Source organism: Gilvimarinus chinensis DSM 19667 (assembly GCF_000377745.1).
In the GTDB taxonomy this organism is placed as follows: Bacteria; Pseudomonadota; Gammaproteobacteria; order Pseudomonadales; family Cellvibrionaceae; genus Gilvimarinus; species Gilvimarinus chinensis.
In genome coordinates, this window is record NZ_KB898717.1 from 1 (window position 1) to 21148 (window position 21148).

General features: G+C 46.0%; 25 protein-coding genes. 17 read left to right on the top strand and 8 right to left on the bottom strand.

Translation table 11 applies throughout. From position 1 onward, the window contains the following. Positions 1–1118: 1118 nt before the first annotated feature. Positions 1119–1868, top strand: a complete 750-nt coding sequence (locus D568_RS0118045) for a replication initiation protein (protein ID WP_169334815.1) — start codon at positions 1119–1121, stop codon at positions 1866–1868. 1 nt (position 1869) lies between these two features. Here the strand turns inward: D568_RS0118045 and D568_RS20690 are convergent, their stop codons facing one another. The 6 genes from D568_RS20690 to D568_RS0118075 form a co-directional block, all read right to left on the bottom strand. Further along, positions 1870–2745 (bottom strand): DNA-primase RepB domain-containing protein, encoded by an 876-nt coding sequence (locus D568_RS20690; RefSeq protein ID WP_051084102.1) that lies wholly within the window; start codon positions 2743–2745, stop codon positions 1870–1872. A gap of 2 nt (positions 2746–2747) precedes the next feature. Then, positions 2748–3011 (bottom strand): hypothetical protein, encoded by a 264-nt coding sequence (locus D568_RS0118055; protein WP_020211016.1) that lies wholly within the window; start codon positions 3009–3011, stop codon positions 2748–2750. A 16-nt stretch (positions 3012–3027) separates the two neighbouring features. Continuing rightward, complete coding sequence (locus D568_RS0118060) at positions 3028–3231, bottom strand: hypothetical protein (protein ID WP_020211017.1); 204 nt, start codon at positions 3229–3231, stop codon at positions 3028–3030. A gap of 8 nt (positions 3232–3239) precedes the next feature. Continuing rightward, positions 3240–3440: a hypothetical protein gene (locus D568_RS0118065; protein ID WP_020211018.1), complete on the bottom strand. Its 201-nt coding sequence runs from the start codon at positions 3438–3440 to the stop codon at positions 3240–3242. Between the two features lie 2 nt (positions 3441–3442). Then, positions 3443–3703 (bottom strand): hypothetical protein, encoded by a 261-nt coding sequence (locus D568_RS0118070; protein WP_020211019.1) that lies wholly within the window; start codon positions 3701–3703, stop codon positions 3443–3445. 689 nt (positions 3704–4392) lie between these two features. After that, positions 4393–4869 carry a hypothetical protein gene (locus tag D568_RS0118075; protein ID WP_157497999.1) on the bottom strand — a complete coding sequence of 159 codons (477 nt, stop codon included), beginning with the start codon at positions 4867–4869 and terminating at the stop codon, positions 4393–4395. A 341-nt stretch (positions 4870–5210) separates the two neighbouring features. Here D568_RS0118075 and D568_RS0118080 point away from each other — a divergent pair, with 341 nt between their 5' ends. The 16 genes from D568_RS0118080 to D568_RS0118155 all read left to right on the top strand — a co-directional run bounded on the left by D568_RS0118080 (position 5211) and on the right by D568_RS0118155 (position 19303). Then, positions 5211–5549 (top strand): hypothetical protein, encoded by a 339-nt coding sequence (locus tag D568_RS0118080; RefSeq protein ID WP_020211021.1) that lies wholly within the window; start codon positions 5211–5213, stop codon positions 5547–5549. Positions 5550–5572: 23 nt separating this feature from the next. Beyond that, positions 5573–5905: a TrbC/VirB2 family protein gene (locus D568_RS21600; protein WP_020211022.1), complete on the top strand. Its 333-nt coding sequence runs from the start codon at positions 5573–5575 to the stop codon at positions 5903–5905. 6 nt (positions 5906–5911) lie between these two features. Next, positions 5912–6217, top strand: coding sequence for a VirB3 family type IV secretion system protein (locus D568_RS0118090; protein ID WP_020211023.1), 306 nt, complete (start codon positions 5912–5914; stop codon positions 6215–6217). A gap of 39 nt (positions 6218–6256) precedes the next feature. Beyond that, on the top strand, positions 6257–8743 hold the full coding sequence (locus D568_RS20695; protein WP_020211024.1) for a VirB4 family type IV secretion/conjugal transfer ATPase: 2487 nt from the start codon (positions 6257–6259) through the stop codon (positions 8741–8743). Between the two features lies 1 nt (position 8744). Further along, complete coding sequence (locus tag D568_RS0118100) at positions 8745–9515, top strand: type IV secretion system protein (protein ID WP_020211025.1); 771 nt, start codon at positions 8745–8747, stop codon at positions 9513–9515. A 221-nt stretch (positions 9516–9736) separates the two neighbouring features. After that, entirely contained in the window at positions 9737–10357 is a 621-nt protein-coding gene (locus D568_RS0118105) for a hypothetical protein (RefSeq protein WP_020211026.1), read from the top strand. A gap of 3 nt (positions 10358–10360) precedes the next feature. Next, positions 10361–11290: a TrbL/VirB6 family protein gene (locus D568_RS0118110; RefSeq protein ID WP_020211027.1), complete on the top strand. Its 930-nt coding sequence runs from the start codon at positions 10361–10363 to the stop codon at positions 11288–11290. 3 nt (positions 11291–11293) lie between these two features. Beyond that, a complete protein-coding gene (locus D568_RS20700) occupies positions 11294–11980 on the top strand; it encodes a VirB8 family type IV secretion system protein (protein ID WP_020211028.1) in 687 nt (228 codons plus the stop codon). A 2-nt stretch (positions 11981–11982) separates the two neighbouring features. After that, the gene (gene virB9, locus D568_RS0118120; protein WP_020211029.1) at positions 11983–12786 is read left to right on the top strand and encodes a P-type conjugative transfer protein VirB9; all 804 of its coding nucleotides are present in this window, start codon (positions 11983–11985) and stop codon (positions 12784–12786) included. Between the two features lie 2 nt (positions 12787–12788). Next, on the top strand, positions 12789–14000 hold the full coding sequence (gene virB10 / locus D568_RS21300) for a type IV secretion system protein VirB10 (protein ID WP_020211030.1): 1212 nt from the start codon (positions 12789–12791) through the stop codon (positions 13998–14000). An 8-nt stretch (positions 14001–14008) separates the two neighbouring features. Then, the gene (virB11, locus tag D568_RS20710; protein WP_020211031.1) at positions 14009–15037 is read left to right on the top strand and encodes a P-type DNA transfer ATPase VirB11; all 1029 of its coding nucleotides are present in this window, start codon (positions 14009–14011) and stop codon (positions 15035–15037) included. Next, positions 15037–16887, top strand: coding sequence for a type IV secretory system conjugative DNA transfer family protein (locus D568_RS0118135; protein ID WP_020211032.1), 1851 nt, complete (start codon positions 15037–15039; stop codon positions 16885–16887). The genes virB11 and D568_RS0118135 overlap by 1 nt, the downstream gene beginning before the upstream one ends. Positions 16888–16897: 10 nt before the next feature. Further along, the gene (locus D568_RS0118140; protein ID WP_020211033.1) at positions 16898–17842 is read left to right on the top strand and encodes an LPD7 domain-containing protein; all 945 of its coding nucleotides are present in this window, start codon (positions 16898–16900) and stop codon (positions 17840–17842) included. Beyond that, positions 17839–18543, top strand: coding sequence for a TraX family protein (locus D568_RS0118145; RefSeq protein ID WP_020211034.1), 705 nt, complete (start codon positions 17839–17841; stop codon positions 18541–18543). The genes D568_RS0118140 and D568_RS0118145 overlap by 4 nt, the downstream gene beginning before the upstream one ends. Continuing rightward, positions 18543–19085 (top strand): HNH endonuclease family protein, encoded by a 543-nt coding sequence (locus D568_RS20715; RefSeq protein ID WP_020211035.1) that lies wholly within the window; start codon positions 18543–18545, stop codon positions 19083–19085. Before D568_RS0118145 ends, D568_RS20715 begins: the two co-directional genes overlap by 1 nt. 2 nt (positions 19086–19087) lie before the next feature. Next, a complete protein-coding gene (locus tag D568_RS0118155; protein ID WP_020211036.1) occupies positions 19088–19303 on the top strand; it encodes a hypothetical protein in 216 nt (71 codons plus the stop codon). Here the strand turns inward: D568_RS0118155 and D568_RS0118160 are convergent. Beyond that, a complete protein-coding gene (locus D568_RS0118160) occupies positions 19300–20208 on the bottom strand; it encodes a hypothetical protein (protein ID WP_020211037.1) in 909 nt (302 codons plus the stop codon). The genes D568_RS0118155 and D568_RS0118160 overlap by 4 nt on opposite strands. Beyond that, positions 20205–20822, bottom strand: coding sequence for a hypothetical protein (locus D568_RS0118165; RefSeq protein ID WP_157498003.1), 618 nt, complete (start codon positions 20820–20822; stop codon positions 20205–20207). Before D568_RS0118165 ends, D568_RS0118160 begins: the two co-directional genes overlap by 4 nt. Positions 20823–21148 lie beyond the last annotated feature (326 nt).

A 21148-nucleotide genomic window follows, 5' to 3' on the forward strand; every position in this document is an offset into this window, starting at 1 on the left:
AATTTCCGGTATGCAGCCGCCAGGGCACCTAATGTGGAGACTTTCCGGTATTCACCACCAGGGCGCTTAATGTGGAGAATTTCCGGTATGCAGCCACCAGGGGCTTAATGTGGAGAATTTCCGGTATTTACCCGCCAGGCACTTAATGTGGAGAGTTTCCGGTATAACTCAGGAAAGGGTTTGAAGTGGAGAATTCCACAAACAAACACTATTGACCTCCAGGACAATAAGTATTAAGGTGAATCCACTGAACGTATGAACGGGATACCTCTGGTATGCGTTCCTCCGGCCAAATGGCTACCCGCCCAAGAGCGGTTATAAAGCGAGCCCAGTTAGATATACCCCTTATTATTATAATGGGGGAGTACCAAAAGCCCTGCCTTAAACGGCGGGGCTTTTTTATTTAGGGGGCTTAATTGGTTTTCCTGACTTAACATTAAAAGCGATAACGAAAAATTTAATCTTTTTCCTTATTGGCTGCGATGATCCGTGCTGTGAATCTCTTATATACGCACTTTCAATATATAACCTAAGCTTACCTTTGCTCGCCCTCGACACTTTAAAATAAACTTCGTATTCCTGCTTTTCATCGTTGTCATTTACAAGCTCAACAACAAAAAAGTTTCCCTTGCCTGTGTGGTAACAAGATTTATATGTTATTTCTCTAGCAATATCAGGCAACCGATGTGAAAGTTTATATCTCTGAAAGCAAAATATTCGCGTGTCCCGGGAATCCTTATAGTGAAGGGCTCTATCAACATCATTCAGAGTCTCCCCCCGGTGTTTGTTTGGCCCCCGTGTAAAGCAATGCGATGAAAACTCAACTACAAAAGCATATTCTCGTTCAGGTGCGCTTCCTTTAGCCTCTTGCGTGAAAGTACAGTCAAAAGCCCTCAAATGCCCCAAATCATATGTCTTGCCCTCATAGGCAAAATTTCTCCAAGTCTCGATACTGCTCTACCCTAATATTTCAGTTTTATTCTTAATCATAACACCTAAATTTCTTTTAGAATCTACACCCCTATTGTGGAATAGCTATTGATAGGCTCTCCACATAAGCGTAACATGGAAAATACTTATTCAGCTCTCATAGTAACAGGGATAGAAAAATGGGCTCTATGCTGCAAACCAAAAAAGAAAATCACAGTGTTTCTCAAAGTAATCACCTGATTCGTGCCGCCTATGATCTGTCGCTTAACGAAAAGCGCTTGCTCATGTTGGCACTCACGAAAGTGAACCCCAAGAAGTGGGAGCAAGATTGGGAAATCTCTGTACACGCCAATGAATGGGCGAGTGTTTTCAGTAAGGAAATAAAGCACTCCTACGGCGAAATTGAAAGTGCAGCAACCCAGCTCGAAGATCGGAAACTTACTTTTCGCACCGGCCCGGACGTAAATGGCAAGAAAACCTTTGAGTCTGGCCGTTGGGTTGCCTGGGCGCGCTATATCCCCGGTGAGGGTCGAGTAACCCTAGAGATACCGAAAGGGCTTAGAAAGTACCTAGCTTTCGCCATGCTCGAAGAGGACGGCTTTACAAGCTATAAGTTAATGGCGGCTGCAAAGCTGCGAACCGTCCACTCAATAAGGCTTTACGAACAAATGATGTCCTGGAAAAGCACCGGCACCCTATACATTACCGTAGAAGACCTACGGGACGTTTTAGAGTTAGACGGTAAATACAAGCTTTTCTCTGATTTAAGGAAATGGGTAATCAACCCTTCAATGAAGGACATAAATAAAAATTCAGATTTTCAAGTAGATTGGGACGTTCACAAAAAAGCGGGGCGAAAAATAACGTCTCTGGTGTTCCGATTTCAAAAGAAAAAACAAAAAGAATTAGATTTTGGGGATCTTGCTGAAGGGGCGTAAATTAAACGCCAAACGCCTTATCTAACGTTGTCTGAATATAATTGTTTTCATGGCTTTTACGGCTCGCTAGCGCCGGACTAAATTCAAACATGGCTGCTTCAATAGCGTCACGAGAGTAACCGCGACTTATCAAGTCGTTTACAATCATCCAATCTACTCGCGAACAATCCATGCTTGAGCCATAGCGCTCTGAAAGGCGCTGTAATGACGCCTGATAGATGTCAGCAGCAGGAACACCAGAAGTATTCGGGGATCTGTTTGCCGCCGCCTTTCGGCGTTCCTCAGCCTCTCGACGGCGTTTATCCAGCTCCACCGCAGCCGAATCAAGCAAGCGAATAGAACCCAAGGCTAACCCCCTGGAGGATTCGCTAAGCAGCACAAAAGGGCGCTTTCCGTCCGGCTGTACGTGCTCCGGTTTTCTGGTAGTGAAACCGGCCAGACGGCCAAAGTGTCGCCAGTCCGCACTATCTACATCACCGCCATAATCAGCCGCTACCACCTTACAGGCCGCAGTCGCTAAAGCTTCATCAATAGGGGAGTCTGAAACACGTAACCAGCCGTGATAATTCGAAGGACTAGATTCAATCAGTACAGCGGGCGCGAGCCCCGCTTTTTTCATCCGATCAACGGTCCCTTGGCCCACATCATCAAAGAAAACTAAACCCATGCTGCCCGCTGGCCGAATAAAAATATCATTGCCTTTAATATTCATAGACTTCAGCCAAGAGATAGACTTTAACACCTGCTCTGCTGTCCAAGTCCTGGGCAACATACGGTCATTCGCTCGATCATAAAGACCGACCTCATAGAGCGGTGCATTCATTGCCTCAAGCTGCCGCCGTACTGCGATTAACGTCCTATCAATCTTGCCCGCCATGCCTATTCAGCCTCTACGGTTTCAACTGGAATTTGTTCTGCCTCTTGAGTGGAATCCATAAGAGCGGCAACAAAGGTTTTTGTCGCCTCGATGATTTCAGCACCAAGCGCCGACCAATCGACCTGCATCATCACATTATGGAAGGCGTCTACAATAGCTCCTACCGACTCACCGCCAGGGCCAATCTCAACATAGGTTAGAACGGCCGCAGCGACAGCGGCCCATTCTAACAACTTAATAACCAACATAAAGATAAAGCCACCCATCAGGTATACCCTCTCGTTAAGCTAGTGGTTTCAGCGTGGCCACCCTGTGGCCATGAAAGAAAACATCTTTTGAATCTTTAAAGCGGCGACTGTCACGCACTTTGTATCCCTTGGTTTGCAGCGCCTCGACTGTCACGCGAGAGCGAATACCAGGATTAGAAAAAACGACCAACGCAAAGCGCTTAGATGTTTGATTTTGAGTAATGCTATTAACCTGCATAAAACCTCCTAGACCTTAACGACTTTCGCCGGGGTATTTTCAACACTTGTGCCAGCAGAACCGGCCCAAAATTCATAAAGACTGCGATTGTCCTGCAATTCTTGCTGCGCAAGATCAGCACTTTTAAAGCCAGAGGCCAAACGACTTTTACAGGCAAAAATGGCAAATTTTCCGCGATACGGTTTCACCTCTAAAGCAACAATTCCCACGACTAAACCTCCAGCTTTTTTAAAACTTCAACACTTTCAATCATGCGAACACGATCACCGCCCGCACCGTCACCAACATTTATTAGCCCACCGTCCTGAAAAAAATACTCGCGTATTGATGCCGGTGTTCCATTCGCTCTTGTGGTGTAATTCTCGATGTCATTGCCGCCTTGCTGGCTTACATGATTGACCTTCACCACATAGGTTCCACTTAACCCCATAACCTCAAACTCCTGTTCTTTCCCCGATTTCGTTATACTCATTATAGCCGCTAGCGGCTATACTATACAGGACAATATAGTATTATTTGGCTATATTAAAAGCCGCGACCATGACCAACTGATTTAAGATTTCTCTGGCGTTTCAACGCCAACCGGGGCAGCTTTTTGAGTCTGTGGAGGGAGAGCCAGCGCGAGGGAGGAAAGCCCGAAAGCGTCACAAACAACTGTCGATTTATCGACGCCTTAGAGCCCCATAAAAGCCGACCTGGTGCCGGTCGTTTAGTGGGTAGCTTCTCTCGCCTGTGACGCCCGGCCATGACCTGAAGGGCACCGGATCAAGGAGGAACGCAGCGCAGCGAGTAGTCCTTTATCCGGGGAACGAAGGGCATAGGGTTCACAGTAAGGCGAGAGAGCACCCACGGCGGCACCTGGGCGAGCTGGGGCGGTTTACCAGTGCCTTAGCACTGGTGCATTGCCAGGCGTGATAGCGGAGCTTTCACGCTCTTTGACTGAGTTGCCAGGGGCAATCTCGACAGAGGTGCGCAGCACCGGCGAGAGAGTTTGTCACAGCAACCGGCAGGCTTGCCGGTAAAGGCGCGAGGATCGCGCAAGTGAGAGCGACCGTTACCCGGATGGGATGAAACCGAAGCGAAGCGGAGTGGTTCAGCGGAGCGGAGCAAAGCGAAGTGGAGTAGGGCGCGCCCCGAAGGGCGAACCCTGGGTATCAATGATTATTCAAAATTATCTTCACAGACATCACCCATCGGCCCACCACCCGCAGAATCGCAAATAGTAGGGTTAAACAGAGCATTGGTGACAACACCGATACGCTCACAAGCCTGATTTCTTTCATAGCATTTAGCAGGATCATCCCAAGGGGGAATTGATGCAATGTAGGTGGCGTAGGTAATAGCATGGCTTTCACATTCCGAGCGAGATTCATCTTCCATTAAACCTAGCGGATCGCACATGATCTGCTTACACACAATCTTTTCTTCCCTGGACATAGGACAGCCGCCAGTAACTTCGTCCTCCATTCCGTCCGTGTCGTAATCATCCCGCCCCCCGTTCTCCGGGTACTCCGTTGGCCGATCCGAAGAGGTGTAAGCATCGTCAGAATAGCTCTCATTATCGTTATTGGCGTATGCATCATCATAGTGCAAAGGGCGCGTGTTGTCTGACAACGCTGACTCTGTGACTACAGTCACACTGGCGCAAAAAGTTATAAGTAGCGCAATTTTCTTCATTTCAACCCTCCAATTTGGTTGTTAATATTCGGCTCGTTCAAACAAAAACGAATATCTAGGACAAGGACAGATGCAAGACTACAGGGATGAATCCGCCGTACTCCCTTCGACTCGCCCCCCAATACCGCCCTAGCGGTGCGGACTTTCTGTGCCTCAAAGTCCAGGCAATTCTACACCATTACAAAATTGACACAATACTTATTAAATTTTAATAATGGCATTATTAAATGTTGATATTGTTGTTTTTAAATGTCAGTATTGGCATAAAGAAAAAGCAATAACAGGATATTACGTTTTTGATAATGACAGTAACTAGCAGGGATAAGACCGGTTCTGATACAAAGCAGCTCGCCTTTTTAAACACAGAGCACGGTAAAAGAATGGTTATTTACGAACGCGAGCTACGCACCTACGCGAAAACAAACATGATTGCCAAGGTTTATGCAGTACGAACCGGCGATCCAAACAAACCGAAATGGGAACTTGAGTTCAAATTAAAAGGAGGTGAGGAAAACGCACTATTAGTCACATCATTAAACAAACCAAGGCAGTTTAAACAGTTGAATTACATGGTCGAGTTCTTAAACGACCTTTGTCCAGACCTCAGCGATTTAGTGCTGGGGCTTATAAAGCACCGTTAAACACTCTTTAGAGGAAGACGAAAATGTTTGAAAAGGCGAAACAAAAAGGAATCCAAAATGCTCAGTGGTTCAATGTAGAAACCGCAGAGCGAGTTGTACGACTGATCCTAGTTACCCTCATTGCATGTAGCCCTACCTTTGCCCATGCCGCCCCTTGGGACGATATGGCCGACGAAATCATTGACCTGCTGACAAACGGCTTCACACGCTCTATTGCCATTATTGCCTGTATTGCACTCGGCCTAGCGGCCTGGGCTGGCAAGCTGACCTGGGCTTGGGGTGGCCGCTTCATTGCTGGCATCGTTTTGATTTTCGGCGCGGCGTCTATCGTCGATGTATTCATTGGCGCGGTGTAATCAACCATGTCCAAAGAATCCAAGGAAGTCGCGTTAGAAAATGACATCCTTTTTGCGGGGGCCACGCGCCCCGCAATGGTCTGGGGGGTTACTTACGAATTTTGTGTAGTAAACCTCTTATTTGGTGCAATGTTTTTTCTTGGGGTAGGAAACCCTTTCTACATCGCCATAGTGGTGCCCGGTCATGTGCTCGGTTATCTCATTTGTATGAATGAGCCCCGTTTAATCGGCATATTTTTTATCTGGCTCCAAACAATGGCGAAGTGCAGAAACAGGGTTTTTTGGAAGGGATCTACTTACACGCCACACTAAGCATTAGGCTGTAAGTAGTACGCCCCACAGGAGTATGAAATGGGTGTACAAGCTACAAAACACGGAAACAAGCTGGCAATGGAGGCGGGCGGCGAAGCCCACATACCTATTACCAGTCATGTTGATCCGAACACGTTGCGCACCAAGGATGGCAAGCTGATTCAGATTATTAAAGTTGAGGGTGTACCTCACGAAACATCTGACACGGCGGCGCTAAATCAATGGAAAAATTCCCGTAACTTTCTTTGGCGCTCGATTGCCGACAGTCGCGTAAGCGTCTGGACGCATATTGTTCGCCACAAAAAGAGCGAGTACCCGGCTGGACAATTCAAGGATGGGTTTTCTAAACAGCTAAATAAAAAGTATCGGGAATCGCTTAAAAATACCGAAATGTATGTCAACGACCTATATATTTGTGTCGTTCGTCAGGGTTCCACCGATAAGGTGGCTGGTTTTTCTGAGGTATTAAAAAGCCTACTCAGTAAGAGCAACAACGAGTCTATACGGTTAGCGCAAGCAAAGCAGGTCGGCGCACTCAATGAGTCGAGCCGCAAGATACTCAAGGGGTTGGGGCCTTACAATGCTCGTTTGCTTTCTGTGTACAGCAGGGATCTTCGTGGCATCCGCGCCCAGATTGTAAAGACAGACGATGCCGCGTCTGTTACCGATTCAACACTGAGAATCACAGAGTCAAAAGAGCGCAAGCTATTAAAAGAAGGTGCGTTAATCCCATACTCTGAACCTCTTGAGTTCATTGGGTTTCTTGTCAATGGATTTTGGCGGCATATACCAATGGGGTACACCAACGCAGGGAAAACTGTACTGGCCAGCCGGATTCACTTCAAAAAAGAGCTATTTGTTGTGGAGAGTACCAACCGTTCCCGTGTAGGCGGCACCATATCAATTAAGGAATATCACGAGAAAACCGCTCCAGGGATGATTGACGGCCTGCTGACTCTACCCGTCGAGTTTGTTCTTACTCAGTCGTTTACTTTTAAGAGTAAGAGCGCCGCCATACATTTGCTATCACAACACCAAAGCAGAATGAAAAACGCTGGCGACTTGGCAGAAGCCCAAATCAATGATCTGGATGATGCTTTGTCTGACCTTACCGCAAACAAATTCTGCATGGGGGATCACCACTTTACATTGACGGCCCTGTCCAACAACGTAAAAACACTGGCAGATGATCTAGCGCTGTGCGAAGCAGAGCTATCAGAGTGCGGCGTTCTAACGGCGCGTGAGTATCTTGGTCTGGAAGCTGCTTTTTGGGCGCAAATCCCAGCCAATAACAGCTACATTGCTCGTAAAGCTCCCATCACCAGCACCAACTTTTCCTCGCTGGTTAGCCTACATAACTACCCACAAGGTAGCCTAAAAGGCAATCATTGGGGGCCAGCGGTGGCTCTTTTAAAGACAGTTTCCGGTACGCCGTATTACTTTAATTTTCACTACCCTAAAGACCTGGGAAACACCACTGTAATCGGCCCATCTGGTGCCGGTAAAACTGTTTTAATGTTGTTTCTCATGGCCATGCTTGAAAAATTGAATCCTCGGCAAATTTTCTTTGATAAAGACCGAGGGGCAGAAATATTTATTAGGGCTCAAGGTGGCACCTACTCACCCATTGAGGCTGGCGTTCCTACTGGATTCAATCCTTTGCAACTCCCCGACACAGAGCGCAACCGTAAGTTTTTACGTGATTGGCTTGCCAAGCTCGCTGAAGATCCAAGCCGACCCCATACGGCTGAAGACTTGGAGCAGTTCGCCACGGCCGTAAACGGTAATTACAAGCTGGATAAACGCGACCGGCGTCTATCAAACATTTACGACTTCTTCCAGTACAGCGGCGAGAACGATATTAAAGCCCGTCTGAAGGGTTGGCTTGAAAACGGTGATCGCGGCTGGGTGTTCGATAACGAAGAGGACTCGCTTGAGCTTGATGCTCGCCTAATGGGGTTTGATGTAACTGACTTCCTAGACGATGCGACCATCAGAACGCCATTACTTATGTATCTGTTTCATCGCATTAACGGGATTATCGACGGGTCGCGTCTAGGTATCACCCTAGATGAAGGCTGGAAGCTTCTGGACGATGAATACTTTGGCGCTCGATATAAAGATTGGTTGAAGGTCTTACGCAAACAGAATGGCTTTACGGTTTTTGGCACCCAGGAGCCCGCAGATGTTCTTACTTCTGCTGTTGGCTCAACAATCCTAAGCCAAAGTCCAACAAAGATATTCCTACCCAATCCAGATGCTCAAAGAAAGGATTATGTTGAAGGGTTTGGGCTGACAGATAGGGAGTTTGATCTAATCAAAAGCACCCCTATTGAAAGTCGTCGGTTCATCATTAAACAAGGCAAGAAATCTGTAGTGGCGGAGCTGGATCTTGCCAATATGGATGATGAAATTGCTGTTTTGTCGGGTACTACCGCCAATGTGGATTTGATGAACCGTATTCGCGCCGAAGTTGGCGACGATCCCGCTGATTGGCTACCCATTTTTCACGAAAGGAGAAATTGATATGAAGCGCAAATTTATCGTAGCGAAGCTACTGCTTGTGTTCCTTGTTTCCTCTGTATTACCTATGCGAGTTAATGCCGGTATTCCGACAATTGATGTCGCTAGCATCGTACAAGAGACAATCACTGCGATTGAGCAAATCGAGCAGGTTGTTCAGATGTACAACCAGATTGACAACCAGATACGCCAGATAGAAAACCAAGTTGAAGCCTTCGAAAACATGAATGGCGACTACTTCAAGGATCTTCTTCTGAACAGCTTCGACGATAAAGAAGCCCGCCGCTGGTTGCCGGAGGACTACCAGGACGTACTTGCTCTTTATGATCGTTACAGTAGTGGCGGCTGGGGTGCGGTAAGAAACTCAGGATGGAATGCAGTAGAAGACTTCTCTGTACCAGGGAACGCCGCAGTCTTTACCAATGAAGAGCTTGACGATTGGCATAACACTGATCGAAAACGCTGGGAAGCTCGCCAGAAATCAGGCATGGCCGCTGTTGGTGTGGCTGACAACTCTTTTTCCCGTGTCACTGAAATCATCGAAGAGTCAGAGCAGCTTATTGCTGACATTCCGAACTCGACCGATGCCAAAGCTGCTGCCGACCTAAACAATAGGATTGCGGCACAGAACCAGATCGTTCTTGCTGAGCTTTTGAGGATTCAAAGTGCTCAAACCGCAACACAAGGGCGTGACCAACTTTATCAACATGCCGTCCAAACTGAGGATAAAAAGCAAGCCCAGGTACGGTATATCCGCGATATTCGCAACTACTAATCCAATCGGAGGGATTATGAATTATAAAATTATTTTAATGAGTTTGTTGGGTCTATTCACGCTGGCGGGTTGTGCAACACCTCCACCGCCGCCCCCTTGTGACGCCGATCAAGCCTATAACAATTCTGGCTACTCTTTCCGCTTCGCGAGTTATGGATCTAGCAATGATACGGTTCCTTGCAATAAGCCGGTAAAAATAAACTCTATCTAAAGGTTATCCCATGAAAACTTTATCAATGCTGGCAGTGGTCACACTGTCGGCTTTAGGGGCGGCTTGCTCCGAAAAGCCAGAAAGTGACGATTCTATAGCCGAATCGGTCACTAATGAATCAACAGAACGCTTTCAAGAAATGATGGAGGCAGACCGAAAAGCTGCCCAAGTAGATCAAATCCGAGACATCCGGGAGGTGCCTGCCACATCCTCCACCAAAGACTTCGATTTTGCCTCTGCAAAACAGTCGCTTGCAAATCATCCGCTGGCACCCTGGATGGTTGAGGATGGCGGTATGGCAATGCAGTTTGTGATCGATAGCGTGATGTCTTCGTGTAGAGAGCCTGAACAGTTCGAAAGCGAAAGATGCCTCTCTATGTATGAGAGGGCTGCCATAAGGGTCAGTAGTGGCGGCTCAGTGGAGCTAGCAGCTCAGGATTTCCAGAACGAAAACTTGTACCTGGTAGCAGAAACTATCATTGACGACTATCAGGCCAAGCTTGAGGCATTAAGAGCTGAAGCCAGAAATGCGTCATGGGATGATCGAGCCTCAATTGCCGAGGAAATTAAGAACCTCAACCAAAAAGCACTAAAGCTAGATGAATCCCTGAGAAACGGGCAGGGGGGTTAAGTCATGGCTTGGGCGAACATGGCAGATGTAGTGCTAGATATGGTTGACACCAACGGAATATTCTTCGTGCAGAATGTTTATGGTGCCTTATCCATGACATTCAGTACGTTCGTGTGGCCTCTTATCACTATTTCGGTAATCATTTTTGGTTTCGCCATGATGATGGGGTGGATCGAATATCCATTGCGGGAATTTGGTAAGAAGGTTTTGTTAATAACCACTATTCTTGCCCTTATATCAACATGGTCTTTCTTCAATATCTTTTTCTATCAGATGTTTACTGACGGGCCTGATGAAGTTGCCACAATAATACTGAATTGGACGGGCATAGGAACGCCGCTTAGCACAAGCTCTAAACTCGGTGAGCTAATGACTCAATCATTTGTCCTAGCTGGTGAAGCGTTTGACGCAGATGGTTGGTTTATGAAGTACATTCTGGGGGCTATGATCGTCTTAGCTTGCCTGGCTTACTGTGTATACGCCCTAGCTCTAATTGTTATAGCAAAAATCGGAACAATAATAACTTTGGCTTTAGGCCCGATTTTTATTGTTTTTCTCATGTTTAGTGCCACCAAAAATATGTTTGGTAGTTGGCTACAACAGCTATTTCAATTTGCCTTCACTTTGATTCTCACATACCTGGTAATTATTTTCTTTATGGGTATGTATGAGAAAAGCCTTGATTCATTACCTAGCAGTGAAATTGAAACGCTTGCTGACATTATCCCTTTAGTGGTTGTTTCCTTCATTGGAATGTTGGTTTTGGCGCAGGTGCAATCCCTTGCATCCGGCCTTGCTAGCGGCGCACAGCTTGGAACTCTTGGGGCATTTGCAGCTATCGGGCGAAGACTAAACCGAGTGGAGTGGAGAAGCCGAGGAAGTAGCAACGGCAATAGCGGTGGCACTTCTACACAAAATATTTCACGGAGATAGACAATGCTTCCAAACGATATAAAAGACCCCAATTCCCCTTATTACAGAGAGTCAGAGTCCTGGGGAGACGAAAAGTATGACAAAGCCGTAAAAGAACGCCGTATAGGCTGGATGGTTGCGGTTGTATTCGGGTGTATTGCATGTGGCCTGGTCGTGGCGCTGATTATGTTAATACCGCTAAAAGAAGTGGTTCCATACACAATTGAAGTAGACCGGATCACTGGGGAAACGCAAGTTAAAAAACCTCTTTCAGATGGCAACTTTACTCAGAAAGAAGCCCTTACTAAATACTGGATCATTAAGTATGTAAAGGCTCGTCTTGGGTATGACAGACAAGACCTAGAAGCACAGTATGAATTAGTCAAAATGATGTCAGAAAAGCGCGCCTTCGCTCTTTATGACGATGCCTTTGACCCCAAAAAACCCACAAGTCCATTCCAGGTATACGGGGAAAGTAACACCGTTAAGCCAAGAATAAAGAGCATCAGCTTTCTTGACTCTGACACGGCAACAATCCGCGTTGACTTGATAGAAACAATTAACGAGAGAGACGAAGTCTCGCCGTGGGTTGTCACCATGAGCTTTCAATTCACATTAGAGCCGAGATCCGAAGCGGAGCGCTTTGAAAATCCCCTCGGCTTCCAAACTACTAAATGGCGTATCGACGAAGAAGTCGAGCAAGGAGAATGAGCATGAATAAAATAATCGCAGCTTTGGCAATTTGCTTAATCAGTTTCAATGCGAGTGCCGTAGAAGATCCTCGGCCCGGAAGGCTCGACTCTCGAATTAAACAGTTCGAGTATAAGGAAGGTCAAGTATACCGAGTGCAGGCCAGATACTATCACTCGTCCCTAATAATGCTGGGTGAAACAGAAAAGATTGTTCACATAGACGCCGGTGATTCAGGTGCATGGCAAATTCATCCTGTAAACAATTACATTTCAATTAAGCCTATGCTTGAGCAGGCTGACAGCAATATGAATGTTCTAACCGAGGACTCAGAAACGGGCGAGGTTCGCCCTTATGTCTTTGAATTGATCGCAGAGAAAGCGCCAAGCGTTCAGGATGAAAGCAGCACCTTTATGTTGAAATTTGTGTATCCAGAGAAGGAACTCAAAAAGCGCATGGCACAAATGGAGCGAACCAAAAAAGTTAAATCTGCTGAGGTTATCAGCGACCGTCGAATATCAGCCGACGAATGGAATATGGATTACAGCTACGCCGGAAGTAAGCACCTGGTGCCAGTTAGAACCTTTGATGATGGAGAGTTTACTTATTTTCAATTCCCCGAAAAAATGGATACACCAGCCGTTTTTCTCGTTGACGAAAACGGCAATGAAGCCCTGGTTAACTTTCATTTGACCGACAAGTACCTGGTAGTCCAGCGCACAGGACAGCAGTTTATTCTTCGTGACGGTGATCGGGCCACCTGCATCTTTAACGACTCCTATAAAAATAGTGGTGACGAAACCAAGATGAAGGCGGCAGAGGTGTAATCATGGCTGATAGAGACGATAACAACATTGAGCAAGAAGAAATACCCAGTGTCGGTGACGACACCGGGAAATCCAAAAATGTAACATTTTGGGTGGTGATGATTGTCTTAGTGGTCGGAGCTTCACTGCTTTTGATTATAGGTGCAAGTGGCGACGATGAAGATGCCAAAAAAGACAAGCTAGATGCGTGGGTTGAAGAGGATTTCGACCCGGCCAATCGCCAGCTTAGGTTGCCCTCGGAGCGTCGGTATGAAAGAAAGGAGCCCCAGCAAACTACACGCCCGACATTTCAGGTCGAACAGCCCCGTGTGCCAGAGCAAAGATACCAAGCCGCGCCACCCGGACTAACTGAACAGGAATCACGCGAAGACGCAAACGAAAGAAAACGCCGCGAACAGATGTGGGAGAAAAGACGATCTGCGCCACCTGTTGTATTTGGTGGGGGCGGTAGCGGCAATAAAAGCGCTCAAGGTGAGGCTGGTACGCGGCGTCAAAACGGTCGAAGTGTCGATTATGACGGCCTGGCTGACAAGCTTATGAGCAATGTCACAGGGGGTAAAAGTGGCGCAGGGCGAAGAGATAAAGACCTTATGGCTGAACGCCTTAGCGCTTCAGAAACAGAGTCGGTTACTGCTAGTTTCATCAAAGATAAGCCGCACACTATAGCACAAGGTAAGGTTCTTGGCTGCATCCTCGAAACTGCAATGAACTCCGAGCTACCCGGTATGACTCGCTGTGTTCTCACTGAAGATGTTTACAGTTATGACGGGCGTCAAAGGTTGCTTGAAAAGGGCTCACGGCTGGTAGGTCAGTACGAGGGCGGTATTCAGCATGGCGAAAGCCGTATCTTTGTTATCTGGACGCGAGTTATAACGCCTGGCGGTGTTGATGTTGCTCTTGATTCGCCTGGCATCGGTGCTTTGGGTAGAGCGGGGCATAGCGCTTATATCGATTCACACTTTCTTGAGCGATTTGGTGCAAGTTCACTGTTAAGCATTATTGGTAGCTTAGCGGCCACCGAATCTGACGGCGATGTCCGTGTAGAGGGTATTGCAGATAGCTTCAATGAATCAGCGGAGATTGCGCTTAAAGAGAGCATCCGCATTCGCCCAACTGGCCACAAGAACCAGGGAGAGCGAATCAAAGTCTTTGTGGCGAGAGATATTGACTTTGGACCGGTGCTTCGCCTTGCGCGGGACTGGGTGAAACGATAGGAGGATATATGTCTGTACCACTGCGCAAGTATCTACGCCCCATACAAGATATTTTATCTGACCCTGAAGTTAACGAGGTAATGATAAACCGTCCGAATCAATACATTATTGAAAAACCGGAAGGTAAGCAGTACGTCGAAACCGATCAGTTTAGCGCAAGCGACCTGCAAGAAATGGCTAGGCTGACCGCAAGTTACACCAATCAAAAAATTGGAGAAGACTGCCCAATACTGTCGGGCAGTCTTCCCGATGGGGAGCGAATCCAGATTGTTATGCCTCCAGCGGTAGCCTCTGGAATGTTCGCGGTTTCGATTAGAAAGCCTACCATTCTCGACCTAGAGTTAAAGGACTACTCTGAATCCGGCGCATTTGAAGATGTCCGAATAGCCGATAATGAGTACATGACCGAGGAAGACGAGTATCTGGTTCAATTAAAAGAGTCTGGCCGTATTGGTGATTTTCTCGCTGCCGCTGTGAAACACAAAAAGAACATTATCGTTAGCGGCGGAACGTCTTCAGGTAAAACAACCTTCACTAATGCTTTGATTAAAGAGATTTCCCTTGAAGAGAGAATAATCAGCATCGAGGACGTTCAAGAGGTTGTTTTACACCAGCGGGATAAACTGCATTTAATTTGCTCCAAGGGCGGCCAGGGAAAAGCCCAGGTAACGCCGAAAGAGCTTCTTGAGGCCTGCCTGCGTCTTAATCCAGACAGAATAATGTTATCTGAGCTGAGAGGCGAAGAGGCGTTCTATTTCCTTCGCGCTATTAACAGTGGCCACCCAGGATCTATCACTACATTACACGCCGATAGCGTGGCCGGTGCATTTGATCAAATTGTAATGATGATTACGCAGGGAGGTGGAAACTTAGCGGAGGAAAACATTCGCAGCTACTTAGATAGGGTGGTTGATGTCGTTGTACAGTTCAACAAGGTCGCTGGTAGGCGGTATATGTCAGAACTGTATTTTGAACCTAAAGGAAAGCGTAGAACCCCTAAAAAAGACCATCACTCAAGATTGGTAGAGGAAGCATAGTGGATAAGGACAGCCCAAAAGCACAAGTCATTTTCGCTGTGGCAATGATTTTTGCAGCTCTTGCTTGTTTTGTTTTAATTACCGTTTTTTCGTTTCTACACCTTACTGGATTGCCAACGGATTCAAACCCAATGATCGCTTTAGATTATTGGAATGCCTATGGTAGCTACAAGGAAGTCCAACAGAAAGCCGCTATGGCCGCTGGAATTGGTGGCGCTATGGTCGTGCTATTTGGTGCAATCTTCCTAAAACCAAACAAGCTAAGTCTCTACGGTGATGCAAAATGGGCAAAAGAGGCTGACCTTCAGAAAGCCGACCCATGCTTGCGAGGAAAAAAGGGTATTCTTCTTGGTAGGTTCAAAGGTAAATACATCATCCAGGAGGGGCAGCAGTTTGCCCTAATGGGCGCTCCGACTCGCTCTATGAAGGGTGTTGGTATCGTAATTCCCAACTGCCTAAACTGGCACGACAGTTTAGTTGTCACCGACACTAAACTAGAAAACTATGAAATCACAAGCGGCTACCGCCGGGAAATGGGGCAAGAGGTATACCTGTTCAATCCAAGCCCAAAGGATTATAAAACACACCGCTGGAACGCTCTGGCCTACATCAGTGACGATATAAATTTTCGTATCGACGACATACAGAAAATTTCTGAGTTTTTAATGCCAACCCCGAAAGGGGCAGATCCTATGTGGACTAGCGAAGCGCGGAAGCTATTTTTAGGGATAGTTTTATACCTTATTGATACACCCGGTTTTCCTGTCACTCTCGGGGAAGTCTATCGCCAACTCCACACCGAAATGAGCCTAAGCGATTACTTTGAAGAAATACTAGAAAGTAGAAGTGATGACTTAGATCCAAACTGCCAAATGGCCTTGAGCAAGTTTGCCAATATGCCGTCAAAGCAGCGCGAAGGTGTTGTTTCGACGTTAGCTGGATCACTAAATTTATGGGCCAACCCACTGCTTGACGCCGCCACATCAGAGAATGATTTTGACCTCCGAGATTTACGCCGCCGCCGAATGACGGTTTATGTGGGTATCACTCCAGACAACCTGGAAAGAATGGCACCTGTAATTAACCTATTCTTCCAGCAGTTGGTTGACTTGAACACTCGCGAGCTTCCCCAAAAGGGGGTTGATAAGCACTCAGTATTACTACTTATGGATGAATTCCCGGCATTTGGGAAAATGCCAACCATAAGTAAGGGTGTCAGTTATATGGCTGGTTATAATCTTCGACTGCTCCCAATTATTCAAAGCCCAGAACAGTTGCGAGAGATATATGGCCCTGAAGTCGCAGAAAACTTTGTAAAGAACCACGCGACTCGAATTATTTATGCCCCCAAAACCTCTAAAGATGCCGAAGAAATAAGTAATGAGCTTGGGTTTATTACCACCAAATCCGAGTCTATCAGTAAGCCTAGAGAGCTTGGAAAGGGGATGGGATCAAAGAACGAATCTCAAGCTAAGCGACACCTTCTGCTTCCTCAGGAGGTTAAAGAAATCGGAAAATCATCAGAAATAATAATCTCCGAAAACTGTCGTCCGGTCATGGCAAAGAAAATCATCTATTTCCAAGATGATAATTTTTTAAAGCGTTGTGTACCTGCGGAAAACCTGAAGGCCGCGAAAGCTTGTAAAGATCAGGAAACATTCAGAACCTTAGTAAAGCCCGCTGCTGAAATTCCATCTATAACGGCTTCAGCGCATGAAATGCGAGGACTAAAGCCGCGAGAGTACGACCTTGATTTTGATAGCGTCGAACTACCGGAAGAACAAAGAACACTTACCGATGAAGAGATAGACAATACTGTCGATGAGTTTTTTGCGCTAATTAATAACTAGGAGGCATCACATGGAAAAAGAAGTCCCAACCGAACCAACAACCACTAAAGCCGAGGAAAACACTCAGCCAACAAAGGCTACCGATGAAAATACGCCTAAAACAGATACAGAAAACAAGGCGGCCACTGAATCTGAAATTGAAGCGCTGGCAACTTCAGACAAGCCCAAAAAGCCCATTCCTCCAGAATTAGATAAAAACTATTTGATCGACGGAAACCAGGACAAAGGCCGATATTACTTCAAAGACAAACCAGATATAGAAGCATTCCGCGACCGTGGCAACAAAATGACCACAAAAAGCACCGCTTCATCAATCGCTTACAGCATGGTTTCGCTTGCTGAGTCCAAAAACTGGGAGTCACTAAAAGTGACTGGAGATAAGAACTTTCGCCGGGAAGTCTGGCTGGAAGCTAAATCTCGCGGTATTGAGGTATCTGGCTACAAACCAACTGAACAAGACCAAAAACAACTCGAAGAGCGATTAGAGAAAATCAACTCAGTTGAAAAGGATGCTAAGCCAGATTCTAAAGAAAGTGACTCCGTTGGTGGTAAAACTAATTCCACGAGTGTCGTAGATCGAACCACTGTCACAGCTACTAAAGCTGCTCTAGCAGCCGCGAACTTAGCTGATAAAAAACCAGAGCAAGCTAAAGAGCGGGATGCAAAAGAAGAGCTTAGAGATAGCTATTTAAAGCTAACTAAAGAGGATGCAATTAAAAAGCATCCTGAACTAGAGCCTTTGTACAACCTGGAAGCTGCCGCCAGACAATTTGTTGGCCATGAGCGGACGGCAGGCCGATTTGATGAAAAAGGGAAAGAGCGCTTTATTCAAGGGGTGCGTGACAAAGGGTTAGACACTCTTGCATCAGGTAAAGAGCTGAAACCTATTCAACAAAAGGCCATACATCAGCCACAGCGGGACCAAGAGGCCGGAAAAGAGGAAATTGCTCGGTGACACTAGCGACACAAAAGGAATCAGAGGCGGCATTAAAACCGCCTCTATTGAGTACAGGAAGTATCGAGGCTATCAAGTGGCTTGGCTTGGTTTTAATGACCTGCGATCACGTAAACCGTTTTGTGTACGGTGGCACCATCCCCTGGCTTACCGAGGCCGGACGCCTGGCATTACCGCTGTTTGGGTTTGCTTTTTCGTATGCCTTGGCACAGCCAAAGAACAACATTCAAAATACGCTCAAGCGGGTGGTGCTTAAAACTACCTCTGTGGGCGTATTATCTACGCCTTTATTGTGGAGCCTTAGCGGTAGCCCACTTCCTCTAAACGTTTTATTTCTCTTCACAATATGCGCTCTTGTCATTTGGTTTAGAGTGCTTAAAGCCTGGTATTACTTTTTATTAAGTCTAGTCGTTGTGACCGTAGGCGGTACGTTTGTTGAATACTGGTGGCCTGGAATTTTCGTAATTCTAACCGCCTGGCTTTTTTGCCGACATCCAAACATGGCCACATCAACTAGCTGGGTTATATCTGTCGGCTCTCTGTATATCGTGAATGACAGCTTTTGGTCTTTATTAGCAATACCCGTTATTTACCTCTTCGCAAAAGTAGATATAAAAATACCTCGCTGGCCAACGGCTTTCTATGCCTACTATCCATTGCACCTTTTATTCATCTGGTGCGTTGTTCAAGGAGACGCATAATGATTAGGCCCACCTTAGCTATCAGCCTTTTTCTGTTATCAAAATCGGCCACTGCTGCGGAATATGATCGCTCTGATTGGGGAGTATGGTCAGATTTTGACAACGACTGCATGAACACCAGGCATGAGGTTCTTCTAATTCAGGCTCACGGGACAGCGAAGCTTTCACCAGACGGATGCTACGTGTCTACCGGGCGCTGGTTCGACCCCTATACAGGAAAGGTTTTCAATCGAAGTAGCGAGTTAGATGTTGACCACATAGTCCCCTTAAAGTGGGCATACGATCATGGTGGCGGTAATTGGACGGCAAAGGCTAAAGTTAGCTTTGGCAATGATATGGAAAACTTAATAGCCGTCGATGATGGAACCAACCAATCTAAAGGAGCCAAGGGGCCGGATGAATGGCTACCACCAAACCACCAGTACCGATGTCAGTACCTCGCGGATTGGAAGCATCTTATAGAAAAGTACAAGCTTAAATTGCGAAGTGCGGAGTTTCGCATTTTTAATAAACAATTAACCGCTTGCGGAATTGGTAAATAAGCATGGATGAAAAAACCCACTCGCTACTCGATGAAGCACATTCGGCAGCGGTAGAGTGTGGCGACGCTGAGAGCGCCGCTGTTATTAAAATGATGATCAAAGCAGGAGACTTAAGAGGCTTTAGCGCCCACCAGTTTCTGAGATTTATAGCCAAATCCTCGTCTTCTGATATATTCCGCGAAGGGCTAATACAAAGGCTTGAGCACATCAGTACTTAATATATAAGCTCCTGTAGGAATTTTTCTGTCAGGCGCGTACCAGGCTCTACTAGCACTGGCCGACAGTCAATCTCCAAATGTGAGTATATTGTCTCAGCTCTATATATGAGATTTTTATCCGACGAAAGAAGAATATCACATTGTGTCGCGTAGCCTATGTGTTTAGAGTCGTTCTGAACGTTATTCTGTTTCAAAGGTCTTTTTCTTTTTGGTTCCGCATAGTACGCGAGACGGTCAAATATTACGCAACAAGTATCTATTCCTGCGAGTATCGGAACACTCCTGCCTGAACTCTCAAATCCAAAGTAAATATCTGGTGTTGGGTATAGCTCTTTCTCAGAGCTAGGGAGATCATTCCAAATATCTTTAATGGCAGTGCGCCGGTCATAATTTTTGCTAAGTAATCCCGGCAATGGACTCCCTTTCTCTATTGGAGGGGTTGACTCTATCATTTCCAAGAGTCCTTTCAACATTACCTCATAAAGAGGATTAACAAATTGATTTAAGACACTTGCGTTGTCATTTCTAGAGTCCTGGAATTGCTTCATTGCTCGCTCAATCTCGTCTCTACTAGCTTCCTTGTGCTGACCAGAAGACGAATGAGCGCGCGATGTGTCAAACGAGAATAACCGATCTTTAACGGTAACTCGCGACAGTTCCACTTCCAAATCCACATTGCGGTTAAAAGTAAAATCTATATCCAAAGGGTTCGCGCTAACCATTATAGCGCCCATAGCCTCCAACGAGGCTAAGTGCTTTTCCGGTTTATCTGCCGCCTTAAAATCATCAAGCAGAGCTGAGGAAAAGACAATTTCAATAATTTCAGGAACCTTGAAATCGACAGGATCATTATAAAACGGGCTAACGATATTCTGATCTACATATATCTTTATTTTTGAATTCATAAATATTCATCTTCAAGAAAAGATAATTTTCTCTCTATATCAAGTGCCAAACGGTCAAAATCAAAATTTAATTTTGCTAGCTCTTGGTTATGTTTTATGCAGCCGACATCAAGTGATTTGCTATCCATTTTTTCTTCAATTAGAGAGCACAACGTTTTCAAGTCTCCACATAAGTTTGCCCAATGCCAATGATTTTTGGTCACTATAGCGTCTAATGAGTTACAGGAGGATTCAAATTCATTAAATGCCACATCAAGCTTACCTTTGAAGTCTGAAAGATCATCGTAGCCCTCAAAGACGTTACTCCAATACCAGTCTATCTTATGAGCTTTTACACCTCTAAGCGCTGCTGACGCTTCCCAAATTAGATTAAGGTACTTACTACTCTTGAGCTGCCGCTTCCATGCATTGACACCCACATAAGCCAAAAAAGCCATTACAGCTGCGCTCACTCCGGAGAGGAGGCTACCGAAACCACTAACTAGTTCTAACGCCTTAATTTCTGCCATATATGCCACAAAGACAGAGAGACCCCATAAGCCAAAAGTAAGAGCAACTAAAAAACAGAAAAATAACACGCATTGCAACGGCATCAATATGCTCCAAAGAATCACACTTGATCTTGAAGAATCAAGAATCAAGCCCATATATATTGAGTTAGGGTCTCAATCAACATTTTGCGATTCCTTAACTCAATAGACCCCAAAATAAAATCAAAATAAAAAAGAGGGTAGTAATATGAGGGTATTTACCTCAGATAGTGTCGTACACCTTTCTTGCTTAGCGTTTATCAAGCAGGTGATACCGCACGCAGTAGACTATATCTATTTTGCTGGTAGTGGTAACACAGCAGATTTTCTCACTAATCTACTACTGTTTGTAATAGGCGCGAGCTTGATTGCGTGTACAACAACACTAAAAATTTTGTTGGTGCGAAAGC